The sequence below is a fragment of the Herminiimonas sp. Marseille-P9896 genome, from assembly GCF_903993245.1.
In the GTDB taxonomy this organism is placed as follows: Bacteria; Pseudomonadota; Gammaproteobacteria; order Burkholderiales; family Burkholderiaceae_D; genus Oxalicibacterium; species Oxalicibacterium contaminans.
The window spans coordinates 94,302-110,724 of the sequence record NZ_CAJEVT010000002.1; the positions used below are offsets into that span (position 1 = coordinate 94,302).

The 16,423-nt window shown below is 55.4% G+C and carries 12 protein-coding genes; 8 read left to right on the forward strand and 4 right to left on the reverse strand.

The window, feature by feature from the left end; all coding sequences use genetic code 11:
- Positions 1 to 9 precede the first annotated feature (9 nt).
- Entirely contained in the window at positions 10 to 1,020 is a 1,011-nt protein-coding gene (gap, locus tag H7U06_RS06060; RefSeq protein WP_175625297.1) for a type I glyceraldehyde-3-phosphate dehydrogenase, read from the forward strand.
- Positions 1,021 to 1,179: 159 nt separating this feature from the next.
- Positions 1,180 to 1,419, forward strand: coding sequence for a hypothetical protein (locus H7U06_RS06065; protein ID WP_175625298.1), 240 nt, complete (start codon positions 1,180 to 1,182; stop codon positions 1,417 to 1,419).
- A gap of 127 nt (positions 1,420 to 1,546) precedes the next feature.
- Here H7U06_RS06065 and glnE read toward each other — a convergent pair whose 3' ends face one another.
- The gene (gene glnE / locus H7U06_RS06070) at positions 1,547 to 4,249 is read right to left on the reverse strand and encodes a bifunctional [glutamate--ammonia ligase]-adenylyl-L-tyrosine phosphorylase/[glutamate--ammonia-ligase] adenylyltransferase (RefSeq protein ID WP_254873147.1); all 2,703 of its coding nucleotides are present in this window, start codon (positions 4,247 to 4,249) and stop codon (positions 1,547 to 1,549) included.
- Positions 4,250 to 4,396: 147 nt separating this feature from the next.
- On the opposite strand from glnE, the gene H7U06_RS06075 reads away from it, so the two are divergent.
- The 4 genes from H7U06_RS06075 (at position 4,397) to aroG (ending at position 12,332) form a co-directional block, all read left to right on the forward strand.
- Complete coding sequence (locus H7U06_RS06075; RefSeq protein ID WP_175625300.1) at positions 4,397 to 8,587, forward strand: YhdP family protein; 4,191 nt, start codon at positions 4,397 to 4,399, stop codon at positions 8,585 to 8,587.
- A 33-nt stretch (positions 8,588 to 8,620) separates the two neighbouring features.
- Positions 8,621 to 9,430 carry a carbon-nitrogen hydrolase family protein gene (locus H7U06_RS06080; RefSeq protein ID WP_175625301.1) on the forward strand — a complete coding sequence of 270 codons (810 nt, stop codon included), beginning with the start codon at positions 8,621 to 8,623 and terminating at the stop codon, positions 9,428 to 9,430.
- A gap of 85 nt (positions 9,431 to 9,515) precedes the next feature.
- On the forward strand, positions 9,516 to 10,976 hold the full coding sequence (gene tldD / locus H7U06_RS06085) for a metalloprotease TldD (protein ID WP_175625302.1): 1,461 nt from the start codon (positions 9,516 to 9,518) through the stop codon (positions 10,974 to 10,976).
- Positions 10,977 to 11,264: 288 nt separating this feature from the next.
- A complete protein-coding gene (aroG, locus tag H7U06_RS06090; protein WP_175625303.1) occupies positions 11,265 to 12,332 on the forward strand; it encodes a 3-deoxy-7-phosphoheptulonate synthase AroG in 1,068 nt (355 codons plus the stop codon).
- Between the two features lie 70 nt (positions 12,333 to 12,402).
- Here the strand turns inward: aroG and H7U06_RS06095 are convergent, their stop codons facing one another.
- A complete protein-coding gene (locus tag H7U06_RS06095) occupies positions 12,403 to 13,047 on the reverse strand; it encodes a TIGR02281 family clan AA aspartic protease (RefSeq protein WP_175625304.1) in 645 nt (214 codons plus the stop codon).
- 43 nt (positions 13,048 to 13,090) lie between these two features.
- Positions 13,091 to 13,576 (reverse strand): YajQ family cyclic di-GMP-binding protein, encoded by a 486-nt coding sequence (locus H7U06_RS06100; RefSeq protein WP_175625305.1) that lies wholly within the window; start codon positions 13,574 to 13,576, stop codon positions 13,091 to 13,093.
- Between the two features lie 124 nt (positions 13,577 to 13,700).
- Between H7U06_RS06100 and murB the strand changes: the two genes are divergently transcribed.
- Together murB and H7U06_RS06110 are read left to right on the forward strand one after the other, a co-directional pair.
- The gene (murB, locus tag H7U06_RS06105) at positions 13,701 to 14,729 is read left to right on the forward strand and encodes a UDP-N-acetylmuramate dehydrogenase (RefSeq protein WP_175625306.1); all 1,029 of its coding nucleotides are present in this window, start codon (positions 13,701 to 13,703) and stop codon (positions 14,727 to 14,729) included.
- 7 nt (positions 14,730 to 14,736) lie between these two features.
- On the forward strand, positions 14,737 to 15,045 hold the full coding sequence (locus tag H7U06_RS06110; protein ID WP_175625307.1) for a DUF1294 domain-containing protein: 309 nt from the start codon (positions 14,737 to 14,739) through the stop codon (positions 15,043 to 15,045).
- A gap of 60 nt (positions 15,046 to 15,105) precedes the next feature.
- Here the strand turns inward: H7U06_RS06110 and H7U06_RS06115 are convergent, their stop codons facing one another.
- On the reverse strand, positions 15,106 to 16,410 hold the full coding sequence (locus tag H7U06_RS06115) for a histone deacetylase (protein ID WP_175625308.1): 1,305 nt from the start codon (positions 16,408 to 16,410) through the stop codon (positions 15,106 to 15,108).
- Positions 16,411 to 16,423: the final 13 nt, after the last annotated feature.

The window sequence follows — 16,423 nt, forward strand, 5'->3', positions numbered from 1 at the left end:
GAGAAAAAGATGACCATCCGCGTTGCAATTAATGGCTACGGCCGTATCGGCCGCAACATCCTTCGCGCACACTACGAAGGCGGCAAAAAGAATGACATTCAAATCGTTGCGATCAATGATCTCGGCGATGCAAAATCGAATGCACATCTGACCCGTTACGACACCGCGCATGGCAAATTCCCAGGCACCGTTGAAGTAGACGGCGATTACATGGTCGTCAATGGCGACAAAATCCGCGTCTTCGCACAACGCAATCCTGCTGAAATCGGCTGGGGTGAACTGAATGTCGACGTCGTGCTGGAATGCACCGGCTTCTTCACCACCAAGGAAAAAGCATCGGCCCACCTGAAAGGCGGCGCCAAGAAAGTCATCATCTCTGCTCCAGGCGGCAAGGACGTGGACGCAACCGTGGTCTTCGGCGTCAACAACAATGTGTTGAAAGCGACGGACACTGTAATCTCGAACGCATCGTGCACCACCAACTGCCTGGCACCGCTGGTCAAGCCCTTGAACGACAAAATCGGCCTGGTTAATGGCTTGATGACTACCGTACACGCTTACACCAACGATCAGGTCCTGACCGACGTGATGCACGAAGACCTGCGTCGCGCACGTTCGGCTACCCAGTCGATGATCCCGACCAAAACCGGTGCAGCTGCAGCGGTAGGCCTGGTCTTGCCTGAGCTGAACGGCAAGCTGGACGGTTACGCGATCCGCGTTCCGACCATCAACGTTTCCATCGTGGACTTGTCCTTCATCGCGGCACGCGACACGACCGTTGAAGAAATCAACGCGATCATGAAGGAAGCGTCGGAAGGTGCTTTGAAAGGCATCCTGACTTACCAAACCGAGCCGCTGGTTTCAGTCGACTTCAACCACAACCCTGCGTCGAGCAACTTTGATTCGACTTTGACTAAAGTGTCGGGTCGTTTGGTGAAGGTGTCGTCGTGGTATGACAATGAGTGGGGTTTCTCTAACCGTATGTTAGATACTACGGTTGCTTTGATGACTGCTAAGTAATTCAGTTTCACTTAACAAAAAACGCCCCGGATTTCGGGGCGTTTTTTATTGGTGCAGTGTTCTCTTCGTGGAGAAGTACGTTGTCGGGCGTGTTCGCGTAAATCATAGAGGCTGTGGTTGTGAGTCCACTGTGACGATGCCGTTTGTGCGGGACAGAAAATGGAAAAAGAAGTGGGTGTGTCTGAGCGTAGCGAGTTTCGCCCACTTCCCATTTTTTGTCCCGCACAAACGGGAACCCCGAAGGGGCAGCGGCGCCGTGGTCGCCTTTCTTTGCTTACTTTCTTTGGCGAAGCAAAGAAAGTGAGTGGCCGCCGGGCCACCCCCGGCAACGCACTTCTCTACGAAGAGAAAACCGAATCAGCAACACCAACCCGCAAATTAACCTATGTGCATAACTAATAAAGTTATCCCCGTTTTTTGTGCACAGCCTTGTGGATAAGCTCAGGGCAAGTCACTTATGTCATTGATAGATAAGCGATTTCATTTCATGCTCAAATGTGGGCATGCGCTGACATGAATGAGTTTATTAACTAAATACTGCGCTCCACAAAGCCTCAACATCAGCAATCTCAGCAGCAACCCGCTCAGTCTCTACCCGAGCCCGTTCCGCTCCCTGCAACCGTATCTGATGCTGCATTTTGCGGAAGGTACGATAGGCATCGGCCACTTTGCCTGACAGCGTCTGATCTATCAGTCCCAGTTCACCGCAGAGCTTGAGCAGGGCGATGTTTCCGATGTCACCGGTCAGTCGTGCATGCTGCGCCGAGTCGCGCAGGACCAGGAATTGCACGATGAATTCGATGTCTATCATGCCGCCGTTATCGTGTTTGAGATCAAACAGGTCGCTGCGGTTCGGATGGGCGTCGTGCAGTTTCTTGCGCATGTCCAGCACGTCAGTTTTCAGTTTCACCGGATCACGTTGCTGGCGCAGGACTTCGACGCGTATCGCTTCAAAGCGTGCGCCTATGTCGGCATCACCGGCGCAGTAGCGGGCGCGGGTGAGGGCCTGGTGTTCCCAGGGCCAGGCGGAGGTGGTCTGGTATTTCTCGAACGACGACACCGTGGAGACCAGCAAGCCGCTGGCACCGTCAGGACGTAGCGCGATGTCGACGTCGAACAGGATGCCGGCTGGTGTATGCGCCGTCATCCAGGTGATGAAGCGTTGCGCCAGTTTGGCGTACAGGCCCGGCGCTTCCTGGTCATCGTCATCGTAGAGGAAGATGACGTCGAGGTCAGACGCGTAGCCTAGTTCCTTGCCGCCCAGCTTGCCGTAGGCGATGACGGAGAATTTGGGTTCTTCGCGATGGCGTGTCGGCAGGGTTTTCCAGATCGCGTGTATGGTTTCCGCGACCAGTTTGTCGGCCAGTTCGGACAGGTGGTCAGCCAGGCGCTCGACGCTGAGGTCGCCAACCAGATCCTGTGCCAGCAGGCGGATCAGTTGCGCATGATGCATTTCGCGCAGCGCGTCCATTTGCCGTTCGGTATCGCCCGGCGTTTCGTCCAGGCGGCGACGGCAGTCACGGGCGAAGGCGTTCCAGTCTGGAGCGGCCTTCAACGTGCGGTCGTCCAGCAATTCGTCCAGCAGGATAGGGTGGCGCGTCAGGTACTGTGCCGCCCATTCGCTGGCGGCAATCATGCGGATTACGCGTTCCAGTGCATGTGGGTATTCGGTCAGCAGCGCCAGGTAGGCCGCGCGGCGTGCAATTGCTTCAAAGAAATTCAACAGGCGATTGAGTGCCAGCGAGCGTGTTTCCGTGACTTTGGCGACGATGGGCAATGATGCATTGACCAGTGCGACCAGCTTGTTGCGACTGGCTTCCGGCAGCGATTGCAGGCGTGGTGAGTGCCAGGTTGCGAGCAGGCGCTGCGCGGCATCGGCGGCATGGTCGAAGGAGAGGGTGTTGAGATAGGCTTCGATCGCACCTGCATTGTCGGTGTCGCTCAGGACGGCACTCAGTTCTGCATCAACATTTTCTTCGTTGTTGTCATTGGCTTTGTCGCTGAAGATTTCATCGAATTGGGTGGCGACCAGTTTGCGCTGTTCTTCCAGTGCAGCCAGCAGGGACGGCACATCCTGGTAACCCATCATGTGCGCGACGATCAGGCGATCGGCTTCATTTGCAGGCAGGGTGTGGGTTTGCGCGTCATCCAGGTATTGCAGCCGATGTTCCAGATTACGCAGGAAGGTGTAGGCATGCAGCAATTGGTCGACTACTTCGGGCTTGAATAATTGTTTTTCGGCCAGGATGCGCAACGTGCGGCGGGTTGAGCGGTCGCGCAGTGCGGCGTCGCGGCCGCCGCGTATGAGCTGGAATACTTGCGCCAGGAATTCGATTTCGCGGATGCCGCCACGGCCCAGTTTGACGTTGTTGCTGCGATCCGGGTGGCGTGCTTCCTGCCGTGTAACCTCGGCGCGGATTTGCGCATGCATGTTGCGGATGGCATCGATGGAGCCGTAGTCCAGGTAGCGGCGATAGACGAAGGGGCGGATGATTTGTTCCAGCGCTTCGATATCGGCCGGTTTACCGGTCAGCGCACGTGCCTTGACCCAGGCATAACGCTCCCATTCGCGGCCTTGCACGATCAGGTATTCCTCCACCATGCCGAAGCTGGCGGCCAGCGGGCCGGATACGCCGTTTGGGCGCAATGCCATGTCGACGCGGAAGGTGAAGCCGTCTTCGGTGATCTCGGACAGTGCGGCGATGAGCTTCTTGCCCAGCCGGGTAAAGAATTCATGGTTGGACAGCTGACGCTGTTCCGGTGTGGTGGTGACGGTCTCGCCATCCTCAGGATAGACGAAGATCAGGTCGATATCTGAAGAAACGTTCAATTCTCCGCCGCCCAGCTTGCCCATGCCGAGCACGATCATTTCCTGGGTTTCGCCCGATTCCGCGCCTACCGGCGTGCCGTGGATGGCGACCATGTCCGCCATGACGGCGGCCAGGTGGCGCTGTACCGCGAAGTCGCCAAAAGCGGTCATGGTATCGACCACTTCCGCCAGGTCGGCCTGGCCGCTGAGGTCGCGCCGGATCAGCGTGGCGATCACCAGATTGCGCAAGCGGCGCATGGCGGCCGGGAGCGAAGCACCCGCATCTGTTTCGTTTTGTAAAATCCGAGCGAAAACCTCGGCGTTCAGGGATAATTTGCCGACTTCGGCTACCTTTTGTGCGCGGGTTTCATCCGCGTTAATCCATCGGGTATAAAACCGGGATGCAGCAACTTGGGTCAAAGGTATGTTCGTCACGGGCTGGGAGAGAGTATCCTAGGGGTTCTTGATGATTGCGGTGTAAGTCCGCGCTGTTGTCGGCTAATGTCAGTTTTTTGCATGCCGACTGTTTTATTCTACGCGAAGTCGACTCACCGACCTTTTTGATTGATGCCTACAGACCCACGTCCACCAGAACAGTCCCCAACAGGCAATCAGCTACAGGCAGGCTGGCGCTCGCTGCAGGCTACACTGCGCTATGCCAATCAGGCCAGCTTCAATGCCTTATGCTGGCTGGGCAAGCTGTTGCTGGTGGCTTACTTCGTTTTTTGCGCGCTGTTCCTCAGCTTGCGCTATGTGGTCCTGCCACAGATTTCCAATTACCGGGTTGATGTAGAAAATGTCGCAACCAAGGCCATAGGCCGTCCGGTCACCATAGGCGCGATCGATGCGTCCTGGCATGGCTTGCGTCCTTACCTGTCGCTCGACAATGTCGCGATTTACGATCAGGGCGGGGATGTTGCCCTGCGCTTGCCTAAAGTGTCAGCCACCGTTTCGTGGTGGTCAGTCATGGTGGCAGAGCTGCGCCTGCACAGCCTGGAGATAGACCAGCCGAATATGGACATAGAGCGCGATGCCGATGGCAAGTTCTACGTCGCCGGGATGCTGGTTGATTTGCAAAAGGATGGCGACGGCAAGGCCGCTAACTGGATCCTGTCGCAACGCGAAATCCGGATCAAGGATGGCCAGTTGCGCTGGCAGGACAAGGCGCGACAAGCGCCAGATCTATTACTGAGCAAGGTCGATGTGGTCTTGCATAATGAAGGTCGCAGTCATCAGTTCGCATTCAAGGCGACGCCGCCAGCCGAGATCGCCGCACCGCTGGATGTACGCGCGACTTTTGACCATCCCTATTTCTCCAAGAAAATTTCCGACGCCTCGCGCTGGACCGGCACTATTTATTCGGCGCTGCGTGATACCGAGCTGGCGAGCTGGAAGCCTTATATAGACTTCCCGTTCGATTTGCAGCATGCCAAGGGTTCGCTGCGCGCCTGGTTGGCGTTTGACCATGCACGTATCGCCGACCTGACTGCCGACCTGGCCTTGTCCGATGTATCGGCGCAATTGCGCAAGGACCTGGTGCCGCTGGAGTTGACGTCTGCAAATGGCAGGGTCGCGATCAGCGAGCCGCTGGATGGAAGTCCGCGTGACGGCACACTGACCTTTGGCGCGCAGGGTTACACGATTTCGCTGATGGATTTTTCCTTGCAGACACGTGATGGCCTGACTTTGCCCAGCACGACATTCAGCAAGCGCTATGTGGCAGCGAAGAAAGATGCGCCCGAGCATGCCGAAATTTTGGTGAAACAACTGGATTTGCAGGCCTGGGCCAATTTTGCCGGACGCCTGCCTTTGCCGGAAGAACAGTTACAGATGATCAGCGATTTTGCGCCGCGTGGTGTGTTGAAGGATTTTTCGGCGCAGTGGCAGGGTGCGTATCCAGAGATTGCTTCTTACAAGCTGAAAGGTGATTTTTCGCATCTGTCCATGAATGCACAGCCTGCACGTTCGGCTCGTGCAGCGACCAAGACTGCGCCAGCGCAAGCGGCAGTACCGGCGATTCCGGGTTTTGAGAACCTGTCCGGACGCATAGATGCCAACAGCCAGGGCGGCAATATCGTGCTGGCTTCGGATCAGCTCAAGCTGGCTTTGCCGACTTATTTCTCCGAACCGGAAGTGGCATTTGATACCTTCAATATGGATGCGCAGTGGGCGTTCCAGAAGAACGATCAATTCCTGCTGACCGTGAAGGGTTTGAACTTCGTGCAGCAGGGTTTGACGGTAGGTTTGTCCGGCAGTCATCTGATGCCTTTGCATAAGCGGGCCGGACATGACCTCGGCACGATCGATGTGACAGGCACTATCTCCGGACTGGAATTGAACAAGATAGGAAATTATCTGCCGACCGCGATGAACCAGGACTTCCGTACCTGGCTATCGCATGCGCTGATTGCTGGTACCTTGCGCGATGCGCGTATCAAGCTGAAAGGCGATCTGGCGCATTTTCCATTTCATACCAGCAAGCCGAACGAAAAACCAAAAGGCGAGTTCACTTTTGGCGGCAGGATAGAAGACGGTGGCCTGAACTATGCACCGGATTTATTCGCGAAAGATGGCAAGGCACCGATGTGGCCGCTGCTGGAAAAAGTGCAGGGCACCATCCTGTTCGACCGTACCCGCATGGAAATCAAGGGTGAGACCGGCAAGACCAACGGTGTCGATGTATCGAACGTGAAAGCCGTGATTCCTGATCTGTTGGCCGATGCGCCGGTACTGGACATCGATGGCAGTGCGGCCGGTACCCTGCAAAACCTGGTGCAGTACACGCTGGACAGCCCGGTTGCTACCTGGATCGATCACTTTACAGATGAAACCAAAGCGAGCGGCAACGCAACGCTGGGGCTGAAACTGCATCTGCCGCTGCACAAGATGATAGATGCCAAGGTCAAGGGCATACTGAAATTCAATAACAATAATGTGACCTTGCAGAACGTGATCCCCATGATGTCAGGTACTACGGGGCAACTGGAGTTTGATGAAAAAGGGTTGACGCTGAATGGCGTCAAGTCGACTTTCCTTGGCGGCCCGCTGACAGTTAGTGGTGGCACGCAAAAGGACGGCAACATCCTGATCAAGGCGGATGGCACGCTCACTGCATTGGGTTTGCGTAAAAACTATCCGTCGCCTGCGATGCAAAAACTGACCGACAAGATCAACGGCAGTACGCGCTTTGGCGTCAGCATCGGTGTGCGCAGCAAGCGTGTAGACATCGTGGTCGATTCCAATCTGCGCGGCCTGGGGCTGGACTTCCCGGTACCGCTGAACAAGGCGGCCAAAGATGCGTTGCCACTGAAGTTTGAACAGTTAGGCTTGCAGTCCGATAGCGCGACCATGATGCGCGACACCATCAAGGTGGCACTGGGGTCTTCGATTACAGCGAATTACGCACGCGAGAAAAATACCTCGGCCGCCAATCCCGAATGGCGTGTCGCCTATGGCGGTATCGGTGTGAACACACCTGCACCGGTACCCAACAGCGGCCTCGCGCTTAATCTCAGCATGCGTAGCCTGAATGTCGATGACTGGCTCAAAGTGATGTCCAAGGATGTGCCTGATCCGAAGAAGAAAGTGGCAGCAGATCCGTTGAGCGTCGTTAATCTGTCGCAGTATGTTGATCCGACCAGCATTGCAGTGCGTGCGACGGAATTGAATTTGCTCGACAAGAAATTCGATAACGTCGTGCTGGGGGCAACGCATGATAAAGGCGCGTGGCAAGCCAACGTCGATGCGGCGCAAATGTCCGGCTATATCACCTGGATAGAATCGTCATCCGGACGTGGACTGGGTAAAGTGACGGCCAGATTGTCGTCGCTGACGGTGCCGAAAACAGCGAATACCGAAGTCAAGAACCTGCTCGATGGTGTGGATACTGCAACTGAGATGCCTGCGCTGGACATCATCGCGGATAATTTTGAATTGATGGGTAAGAAGCTGGGCCATCTCGAATTGCTCGCACACTATGTGCGTGCCACCGAAGGTCGCGAATGGCGTATCCGCAATCTGTCGCTGAGCAATCCGGATGCGAGCCTGAAGGCGAGCGGTAGCTGGCTAGCAAAGAAGAGCGGAAATAGCTCCAGCCTAGACTACAGCATGAACATCAATAATGCCGGTAACCTGCTGGGTCGTTTCGACTTTGCAGATGTGGTGCGTAACGGTAAAGGAAAAATGGAAGGCACTATCAGCTGGAAGGGTTTGCCATTCTCCATCGATTATCCGAGCTTGTCCGGCAACATCAACATGGACATAGCGTCTGGCCAGTTCCTGAAGGTAGAACCGGGTGCTGCCAAGCTACTCGGCGTGCTGAGCCTGCAATCGATCCCACGTCGTCTGACGCTGGATTTCCGCGATATCTTCTCTGACGGCTTTGCTTTCGACGGCATCACCGGCAGTGCGAACATCAATAACGGGGTAGCATCTACTACCAACCTGAAAATGCGCGGCGTCAGCGCGACCGTATTGATAGAAGGCTCGGCCGATATTGACAAGGAATCGCAAAACCTGCGCGCTGTGGTGATCCCGGAAATCAATGCCGGTGCGGCCTCGGTTGCTTATGCGCTGGCAGTGAATCCGGTCATCGGTGCAGGGACCTTCCTGGCACAATTGTTCCTGCGTGAACCATTGGCGCGCGCGTTCACATTTGAATACAAGATTACCGGGCCATGGAAAGATCCTACGGTGACCAAGGTGGACCGCAAGAATGAACAATCTTCAACGCCTGCACCAGCGGCGACGCCGGGCTAGGATGTTGAAACCAGGCGAACAGAAAGCAGAATCATGACGAACTCCCTCTCGCGTGTAGCCGCGATCCAGATGATTTCCTCTCCTTCGATAGAGGAAAATATTGCGACGGCCAGACGCCTGATAGCCGATGCCGCACAGCAGGGTGCGCAACTGGTGTTATTGCCTGAATACTGGGCAGCGATGGGTATGCACGAAACCGACAAGCTGGGCTATGCCGAGCAAGTGGATGTCGGCCCTATCCAGGAATTCATGGCAGCGACCGCGCGTGTACATCAGATCTGGCTGATAGGCGGCACCCTGCCGCTGGCGGCGCAGGTCACCGATAAAGTGTTGAACACCATGATGGTGTACAACCCGGCTGGTGAGCGTGTACAGCGCTACGACAAAATCCATTTGTTCAGCTTCACCAAGGGCGAAGAATCCTACGACGAAGCCCGTACCATCGTCGATGGTCATGATGTGACCACCTTTGAGGCTCCGTTTGGCAAGGTCGGTTTGTCGGTTTGCTATGACTTGCGTTTCCCCGAACTCTATCGCGCGATGGGTGATTGCACACTGATCGTGGTACCGGCCGCCTTTACTTATACAACCGGCAAGGCACACTGGGAAATCCTGCTGCGCGCCCGCGCCATAGAAAACCAATGCTATGTGCTGGCAGCAGCGCAGGGCGGACGCCATAAAAACGGCCGTACTACCTGGGGTCACAGCATGTTGATCGACCCGTGGGGCGAGGTGAAAACCGTGCTGGCAGAGGGGGAGGGGCTTGTAATCGGCGACATTGAACCCCATTATTTATCAGGTGTTCGGGAAAATCTTCCTGCATTGAAACATCGCAAGCTGTAGTAGTTGGGGGCGAAGGAGCCATTTGCTCTACAATTCGCCTATCCGAATCAATTTTTGCGCTTGACGCGTGAATAGCAAAGACACAATGACTCCATTCGAACCAAATCTCAAAACGCTAGCCGTCGCCCGCGATGTATTGTTGACGCCTTTTGGCCTGGATGAATCTGTCCTGATCAAAACGCTGGGGTCGATGTTTACGCATCGCGTCGACTATGCAGATTTGTATTTCCAGTTCACCAAAAGTGAAGGCTGGAGTCTGGAAGAAGGCATCGTCAAGACTGGTAGCTTCTCCATCGACCAAGGCGTCGGTGTGCGTGCCGTGTCCGGTGACAAAACCGCATTCTCGTATTCGGATGAAATCTCCGAACGCGCCTTGCTCGAAGCCGCGCAGGCGACCCGTACCATCGCACGCCAGGGCGCAGGCAAGATCAAGGTGGCGTCGGCAATCCAGCCAGCTGGCGGTCGTTCGCTGTACCTGCCGCATGACCCGCTGACTTCGCTGGATGCAACGGAAAAAGTAAAGCTGCTGGAAAAAATAGAGCGTATCGCACGCGCCAAAGATCCGCGTGTAGTGCAAGTCATGGCTGGCCTCGCCGGTGAATATGATGTGGTGTTGGTAGTGCGCAGCGATGGCGTGCTGGCTGCCGATATCCGTCCTTTGGTACGTGTTTCGATTACTGTCATTGCTGAACAAAACGGTCGTCGCGAAATGGGTTCCAGTGGTGGTGGTGGTCGCTATAGCTATGCTTACTTCGACGATGAATTGCTGGAAAAATATGCGAGCGAAGCAGTTGCTTCCGCGCTCGTGAACCTGGACTCGCGTCCGGCGCCAGCAGGTCCGATGACCGTGGTGCTGGGTCCTGGCTGGCCTGGCGTCTTGCTGCATGAAGCCATCGGTCACGGTCTGGAAGGTGACTTCAACCGTAAAGGTTCGAGTGCATTCTCCGGTCGTATCGGTGAACGCGTCGCGGCTAAAGGTGTCACCGTGGTGGATGACGGCACGATCGCTGATCGTCGCGGTTCGCTGAATATCGACGACGAAGGCAATCCGACGCAATGCACGACGCTGATCGAAGACGGCATCCTGAAAGGCTATATCCAGGACACCATGAATGCGCGCCTGATGAAAATGCCGGTGACGGGTAATGCACGTCGCGAATCGTTTGCTCACCTGCCTATGCCACGCATGACCAACACTTATATGTTAGGCGGCGATAAAGACCCGGCTGAAATCCTGGCGTCGGTGAAGAACGGTTTGTATGCGGTGAACTTCGGCGGTGGTCAGGTCGACATCACCAACGGCAAATTCGTATTCTCGGCCAGCGAAGCGTACATGATAGAAAACGGCAAGGTGACTTACCCAGTCAAAGGTGCAACCCTGATCGGTAATGGCCCTGACGTACTGAATCGCGTTTCGATGATAGGCAATGACATGCGCCTCGACAGCGGTGTCGGCGTCTGTGGCAAAGAAGGCCAGAGCGTGCCGGTAGGCGTTGGTCAGCCTACCTTGCGTATCGATGGGGTGACAGTGGGCGGTACGGCCTGATAGTGTTGGTATTCAGGCCATAATTGCCATATCTGTCACGCCTTTTAACCGTTTTACTTGCGAAACCCGCGGATTTATTGCACTATTGCTGACAGATAACCGCATTACACGTGAAAACATGACTTCCTCGCGCTTCCAATTTTACTTTTACTTTAGCTATTCCAGCCCAACGGCGGTGGAGAAGCGGTAAGCGCGCAGGTAAAAAAAGCTTAGACCGAAATTCTTTAAAAAACCGCCCGCGATGGCGGTTTTTTATTTTTACAGAACAGATTTTGACTGGAGAAAAACATGCCACGCACAGATGATTTACGGATTCGAGAAATGAAAGAACTGACGCCACCATCTCATTTGATACGTGAGCTGGGTATTACCGAAAAAGCAGAAACCACCGCAGCCAATGCGCGCGTTGCCCTGCATCGTATTTTGCATGGCCAGGATGACCGCCTGATGGTGGTGATCGGACCTTGCTCCATCCACGATCCCAAGGCCGCGATGGAATACGCGAACCGCCTGATCAAGGAGCGTGAGCGCTACGCTGGTGAGCTCGAAATCGTGATGCGCGTGTACTTCGAAAAACCACGTACCACGGTCGGCTGGAAAGGCCTGATCAACGATCCGTACATGGACAACAGCTTCCGCATCAATGACGGTTTGCGCATTGCACGCGAATTGCTGTTGAACATCAACGAACTGGGCCTGCCTGCAGGTACCGAATTCCTCGACGTAATCAGCCCGCAGTACATCGCCGACCTGATCAGCTGGGGCGCGATTGGTGCGCGTACCACCGAGTCGCAAGTACACCGTGAACTGGCATCCGGCCTGTCGTGCCCGGTCGGTTTCAAGAACGGTACCGATGGCAATGTGAAAATCGCGGTTGATGCGATCAAGGCTGCTTCGCAGCCGCATCACTTCCTGTCGGTGACCAAGGGTGGTCACTCCGCGATTGTCTCGACGCTCGGCAATGAAGATTGCCACGTCATCCTGCGCGGCGGTAAAACGCCTAACTACGATGCCGCCAGCGTTGAGCAGGCATGCAAGGACATCGCTGCCAATGGCCTGGCTTCACGCCTGATGATCGACACTTCGCACGCGAACAGCTCGAAGAAACCGGAAAACCAAATCCCGGTCTGCGCCGATATCGCCAAGCAAGTTGCCGGTGGTGATACCCGCATCGTTGGTGTGATGGTGGAGTCGCACCTGGTGGCAGGTCGTCAGGATCTGATTCCGGGCAAGGAACTGGTCTATGGTCAGTCCGTCACCGACGGTTGCATCAACTGGGAAGACAGCCTGGGCGTGCTGGAAGGCCTGGCGGAAGCGGTCAAGCAACGCCGTCACGTCAAGGATCCGGACGCTTAAGAGAGCGTAGCCGAAATCAAAACGGGCACTGCATGCAGTGCCCGTTTTTTATTGTCTGTTCATCTGATTGCTAAAACCGCTTGGTCAGCATCATTTGCTCGCCTTCACGTCGCATCTCGGTACGTTTCAGGAACGACATGCCGAGCAGGGCGAAGCCGAGATTGTTTTCCTGCACCAGTGCATCGACCTGATTGAGGACGATATCGCCGACTTTTACCGAATTCAGCACAACGTGGTAGGCGGGGATGGTGCCGTTGGCGGTGTTGACGTAGGCCACGCGGCCTTTTTTGTAGTCTATGCCCAGTCTTTTAGCGTCGGTGGCGGATAGCGCTATCATCGATGCGCCGGTATCCACCAGCATGCGCATGCTGCCGCCATTGATTTGTCCCTGTACCAGGAAGTGACCTTGCGCATCGGCTTGCAGCGTGACGCTGCTGGAGCCGGAAGGTGCGATACGATTGACGTGGCCGCCTATTTCTATGCGCTGCTTTTTGCCATTGCTGGCGACGGTCGCCGTAGTCTGGTCGACGTCGACCAATGTGATGCCTGCTGTGATGGTATTGCCGACCGAGTAGGTCTTGGGCGCACCACCGTTTATGACCAATACTGCTTTGCCGGGAAACAGGCCTACCACGCTGATGTTGGTGGCCGAGTCCGTTGCATGTGCCTGCCAGCTGAGCAGGCACAGGAGAGTTGCAAGCAGTGTAGTTTTCATGGCGCTGGCCTGAGTTCGCTCGGACTGCTTGCGAGCGGGATGTTTAGTCGCGGAAGTTGTTGAATTCCAGTGGCAGGTCAGCGACTTCCTTGCGCAGCATGGCCATCGCCGCTTGCAAGTCATCGCGCTTGGCACCGGTCACGCGTACGGCGTCGCCCTGGATGCTGGCTTGCACTTTCATTTTGCTGTCTTTGATGATGCGTACGATTTTCTTCGCGGCTTCGGTTTCGATGCCGTTTTTGATCTTGATGACTTGTTTGACCTTGTCGCCGCCGATTTTTTCGATTTTTCCGCGGTCGAGGAAGCGTACGTCTACATTGCGTTTGACCAGTTTGCCGGTCAGTACATCCAGCACTTGATTCAACTGGAATTCGGAATCGGCGTAAGCGGTCAGGTCACGGTCTTTTTGTTCGACGCGGGCGTCGCTGCCCTTGAAGTCGAAACGGGTGGTGATTTCCTTGCCAGCCTGGTCGACGGCATTTTTTACTTCGACCATATTGGCTTCGGATACGGTATCAAACGATGGCATGATGATTTCCTTCTTGCGGGGCTCGCGGCAGGGTGCCAGCGGGAGCCTGTGGTTTATTCGGTTTGGCTGCCATTCTAACGGACAAAAAACCGGGCAGCTAGTGCTGCGATTATAATCGCCCACTATGACTCAATCTTTGCCCGTACAGCACAATTATTCCTTGCGCCACCTGAATACCTTTGGGGTGGCGGCGAGTGCGCAAGCCTATCTTCCTGTCAGCGACGCAACGCAGCTGGAACAGGTGCTGCAGGATGCCACGCTGGCCGCTTTACCGCGCCTGGTGCTGGGTGGCGGCAGTAATATCCTTTTGACACGGGATTTCCCCGGCCTGGTGCTGCATATGGGCATCAAGGGGATAGAAATTGTCGGCGAAGATGAGAGCGCCACCTATGTCCGTGCCGCTGCCGGGGAAAACTGGCATCAGTTCGTTCTATGGACGCTGGAACACGGTCTGGGCGGGCTGGAAAACCTGTCTCTGATACCGGGCAGCGTGGGGGCCGCACCTATCCAGAACATCGGTGCCTATGGCATAGAGATCAAGGATAGGTTTCACGCGTTGACACTGTTTGATTTCGCTACGGGTGAGCAGCGCGTATTGGACAAGGCAGCCTGCCGTTTTGCTTACCGCGACAGCGTCTTCAAGCACGAGCTACGCGACCGGGCAGTGGTGCTGGACGTGACCTTCGCCTTGCCCAAGCAATGGCAGCCTAATGTGCGCTATGCCGATGTGGCGCAGGAACTGGCTGCACGTTCGATTACTCAACCGACACCCCAGGACATTAGTGCAGCCGTGATCGCCATACGCACGCGTAAATTGCCTGATCCTGCGGTTATCGGTAACGCGGGTAGTTTCTTCAAGAATCCGGTGGTGACACCGGCACAACGCGATAGCTTGCTGCAGCGCTATCCGCAGATGGTGAACTATGCGCAGCCGGATGGCAGCGTCAAACTGGCCGCAGGCTGGCTGATAGACCAGTGCGGCTGGAAGGGCAGGACTGCAGGTGCGGCCGGGGTCTATGAAAACCAGGCGCTGGTGCTGGTGAACCGTGGCGGTGCCAGCGGTACCGACATCGCGCAACTGGCTGCAGCAATACAGGCCGACGTCGCGCAGCGCTTCGATGTGCAGCTGGAACCTGAACCGATTTTTCTTTGAGTTCTAAATGGATAGCAAGATTTTATTGCAGGTGCTGGGTAGTTATTTCGCACTTAGTTTGCTGAGCTTTGCCGCGTACGCGATCGATAAATCGGCCGCACCCAAAGGCACTTGGCGTATCAGTGAAAACAATTTGCACGTGCTGGATTTCCTCGGCGGCTGGCCGGGCGGGTTTATCGCACAAAGATTGTTGCGGCATAAAACCAGCAAAGCTAGCTTCCAGCGTATTTACTGGGTGACGGTAGTGCTGCATTGCGCGTTGGTGGGATGGCTGCTGTCGCCGTATGGCAGTGATGTCTTGCGGACGTTGGGGTAATTCATACAGGCAGTGTCGGTTCCAGAAAACTGACACTGCCTTTGCTCAGTTCAGAGCGCCTTACTTGGACAAGTAAATATCCTTGTCCTTGTCTTGCAGGAAGACTTGCGTATAGCGTTCGATGGTCGCATTCGCATATTGCTCTTCACCATAGCTACGGCATGGCGCACATGCGTAACGCGGGATTTGCACTGCCAGGATGTGGTTGCGCGTATCGTTGCAGCGTGAATCAATAACTACCGTACCGCCGCAATCCGGGCAGGAACGCACGGTTTCGTTGATGTTTTCACGTATGCCGTCGGTGTCGTAATACACATCCATGCTGCGCTTGTGGAACTCCTGTTCCGGATACACCTGTTCACGCAATTCATGTCGGTTGTTCCAGTGATGGAAGGTCGCGTCTTTCAGTTTTTCCAGATAGGCGGTGATGTTGGCCGGTTGCTTCTGGCTTTCCGCATCGTAGTCTGGTTCCTTGATGTGGCTGAAGTCCATGCCTGCCATCGCCAGGATGATGCCGGTGTTGATGTAAGGCAGCGCCGTTTCGATCGAGTAGCCACCTTCCAGCACGGCCAGGTCCGGTGCCAGCCGCTGATTCAGCACTGCATATCCACGCGCGGTGAATTTCATATTGGTGATCGGATCGGAGTAGTGGTTATCCTGTCCGGCCGAGTTGATGATGAGGTCGGGTTTGAATTCGTCGAGGATAGGCATGACGATTTCATCCAGCACATACAGAAAGCCTTCTTCGCAGGTATCCGGTGGCATAGGCAGGTTGATGGTGGTGCCGAAGGCATTCGGGCCACCGAGCTCATCCGCAAAACCGGAGCCAGGGTAGAGCGTACGACCATCCTGGTGCATGGAGATGAAGAGGGTATTCGGATCGTGCCAGAAGATGTCCTGTGAACCATCACCATGGTGGCAATCGGTATCGACGATGGCGATTTTCTTCACGCCGTATTTGTGGCGTATGTACTCGACCATGATGGCTTCCATGTTCAGCGTGCAAAAGCCACGGCTGCCATGTACCACGCGGTAGGAGTGGTGGCCGCAAGGGCGCACCAATGCAAAGGCATTGTCCACTTCTTTGGTCATTACCTTGTCTGCTGCCGTGATGCAGCCACCGACCGCGATCAGGTGCGAGGCATGCACGATTTCATCGATGCCAGGCACGCAGAAATGCACGCGCTGGATATCTTCGACGGTAGCAACGCCGGGTTTGAATTCCTTGATGTTGTCGAAATCCAGCAAGCCTTCTTCAAAGACCTGATCCTGCGTGTACAGCAGGCGCTCTTCACGCTCCGGATGTGTGGGTGAGATCGCATAATCAAATGCGGGGAAAAATACCAAACCTGTTTTTTTAGTCACGATGTGTTCCTCA

Coding starts and splice junctions, on each gene's coding strand:
- gap (WP_175625297.1), top strand. CDS start 10: ATGACCATCCGCGTTGCAATTAATGGCTACGGCCGTATCGGCCGCAAC.
- H7U06_RS06065 (WP_175625298.1), top strand. CDS start 1,180: ATGGAAAAAGAAGTGGGTGTGTCTGAGCGTAGCGAGTTTCGCCCACTT.
- H7U06_RS06075 (WP_175625300.1), top strand. CDS start 4,397: ATGCCTACAGACCCACGTCCACCAGAACAGTCCCCAACAGGCAATCAG.
- H7U06_RS06080 (WP_175625301.1), top strand. CDS start 8,621: ATGACGAACTCCCTCTCGCGTGTAGCCGCGATCCAGATGATTTCCTCT.
- tldD (WP_175625302.1), top strand. CDS start 9,516: ATGACTCCATTCGAACCAAATCTCAAAACGCTAGCCGTCGCCCGCGAT.
- aroG (WP_175625303.1), top strand. CDS start 11,265: ATGCCACGCACAGATGATTTACGGATTCGAGAAATGAAAGAACTGACG.
- H7U06_RS06095 (WP_175625304.1), bottom strand. CDS start 13,047: ATGAAAACTACACTGCTTGCAACTCTCCTGTGCCTGCTCAGCTGGCAG.
- H7U06_RS06100 (WP_175625305.1), bottom strand. CDS start 13,576: ATGCCATCGTTTGATACCGTATCCGAAGCCAATATGGTCGAAGTAAAA.
- murB (WP_175625306.1), top strand. CDS start 13,701: ATGACTCAATCTTTGCCCGTACAGCACAATTATTCCTTGCGCCACCTG.
- H7U06_RS06110 (WP_175625307.1), top strand. CDS start 14,737: ATGGATAGCAAGATTTTATTGCAGGTGCTGGGTAGTTATTTCGCACTT.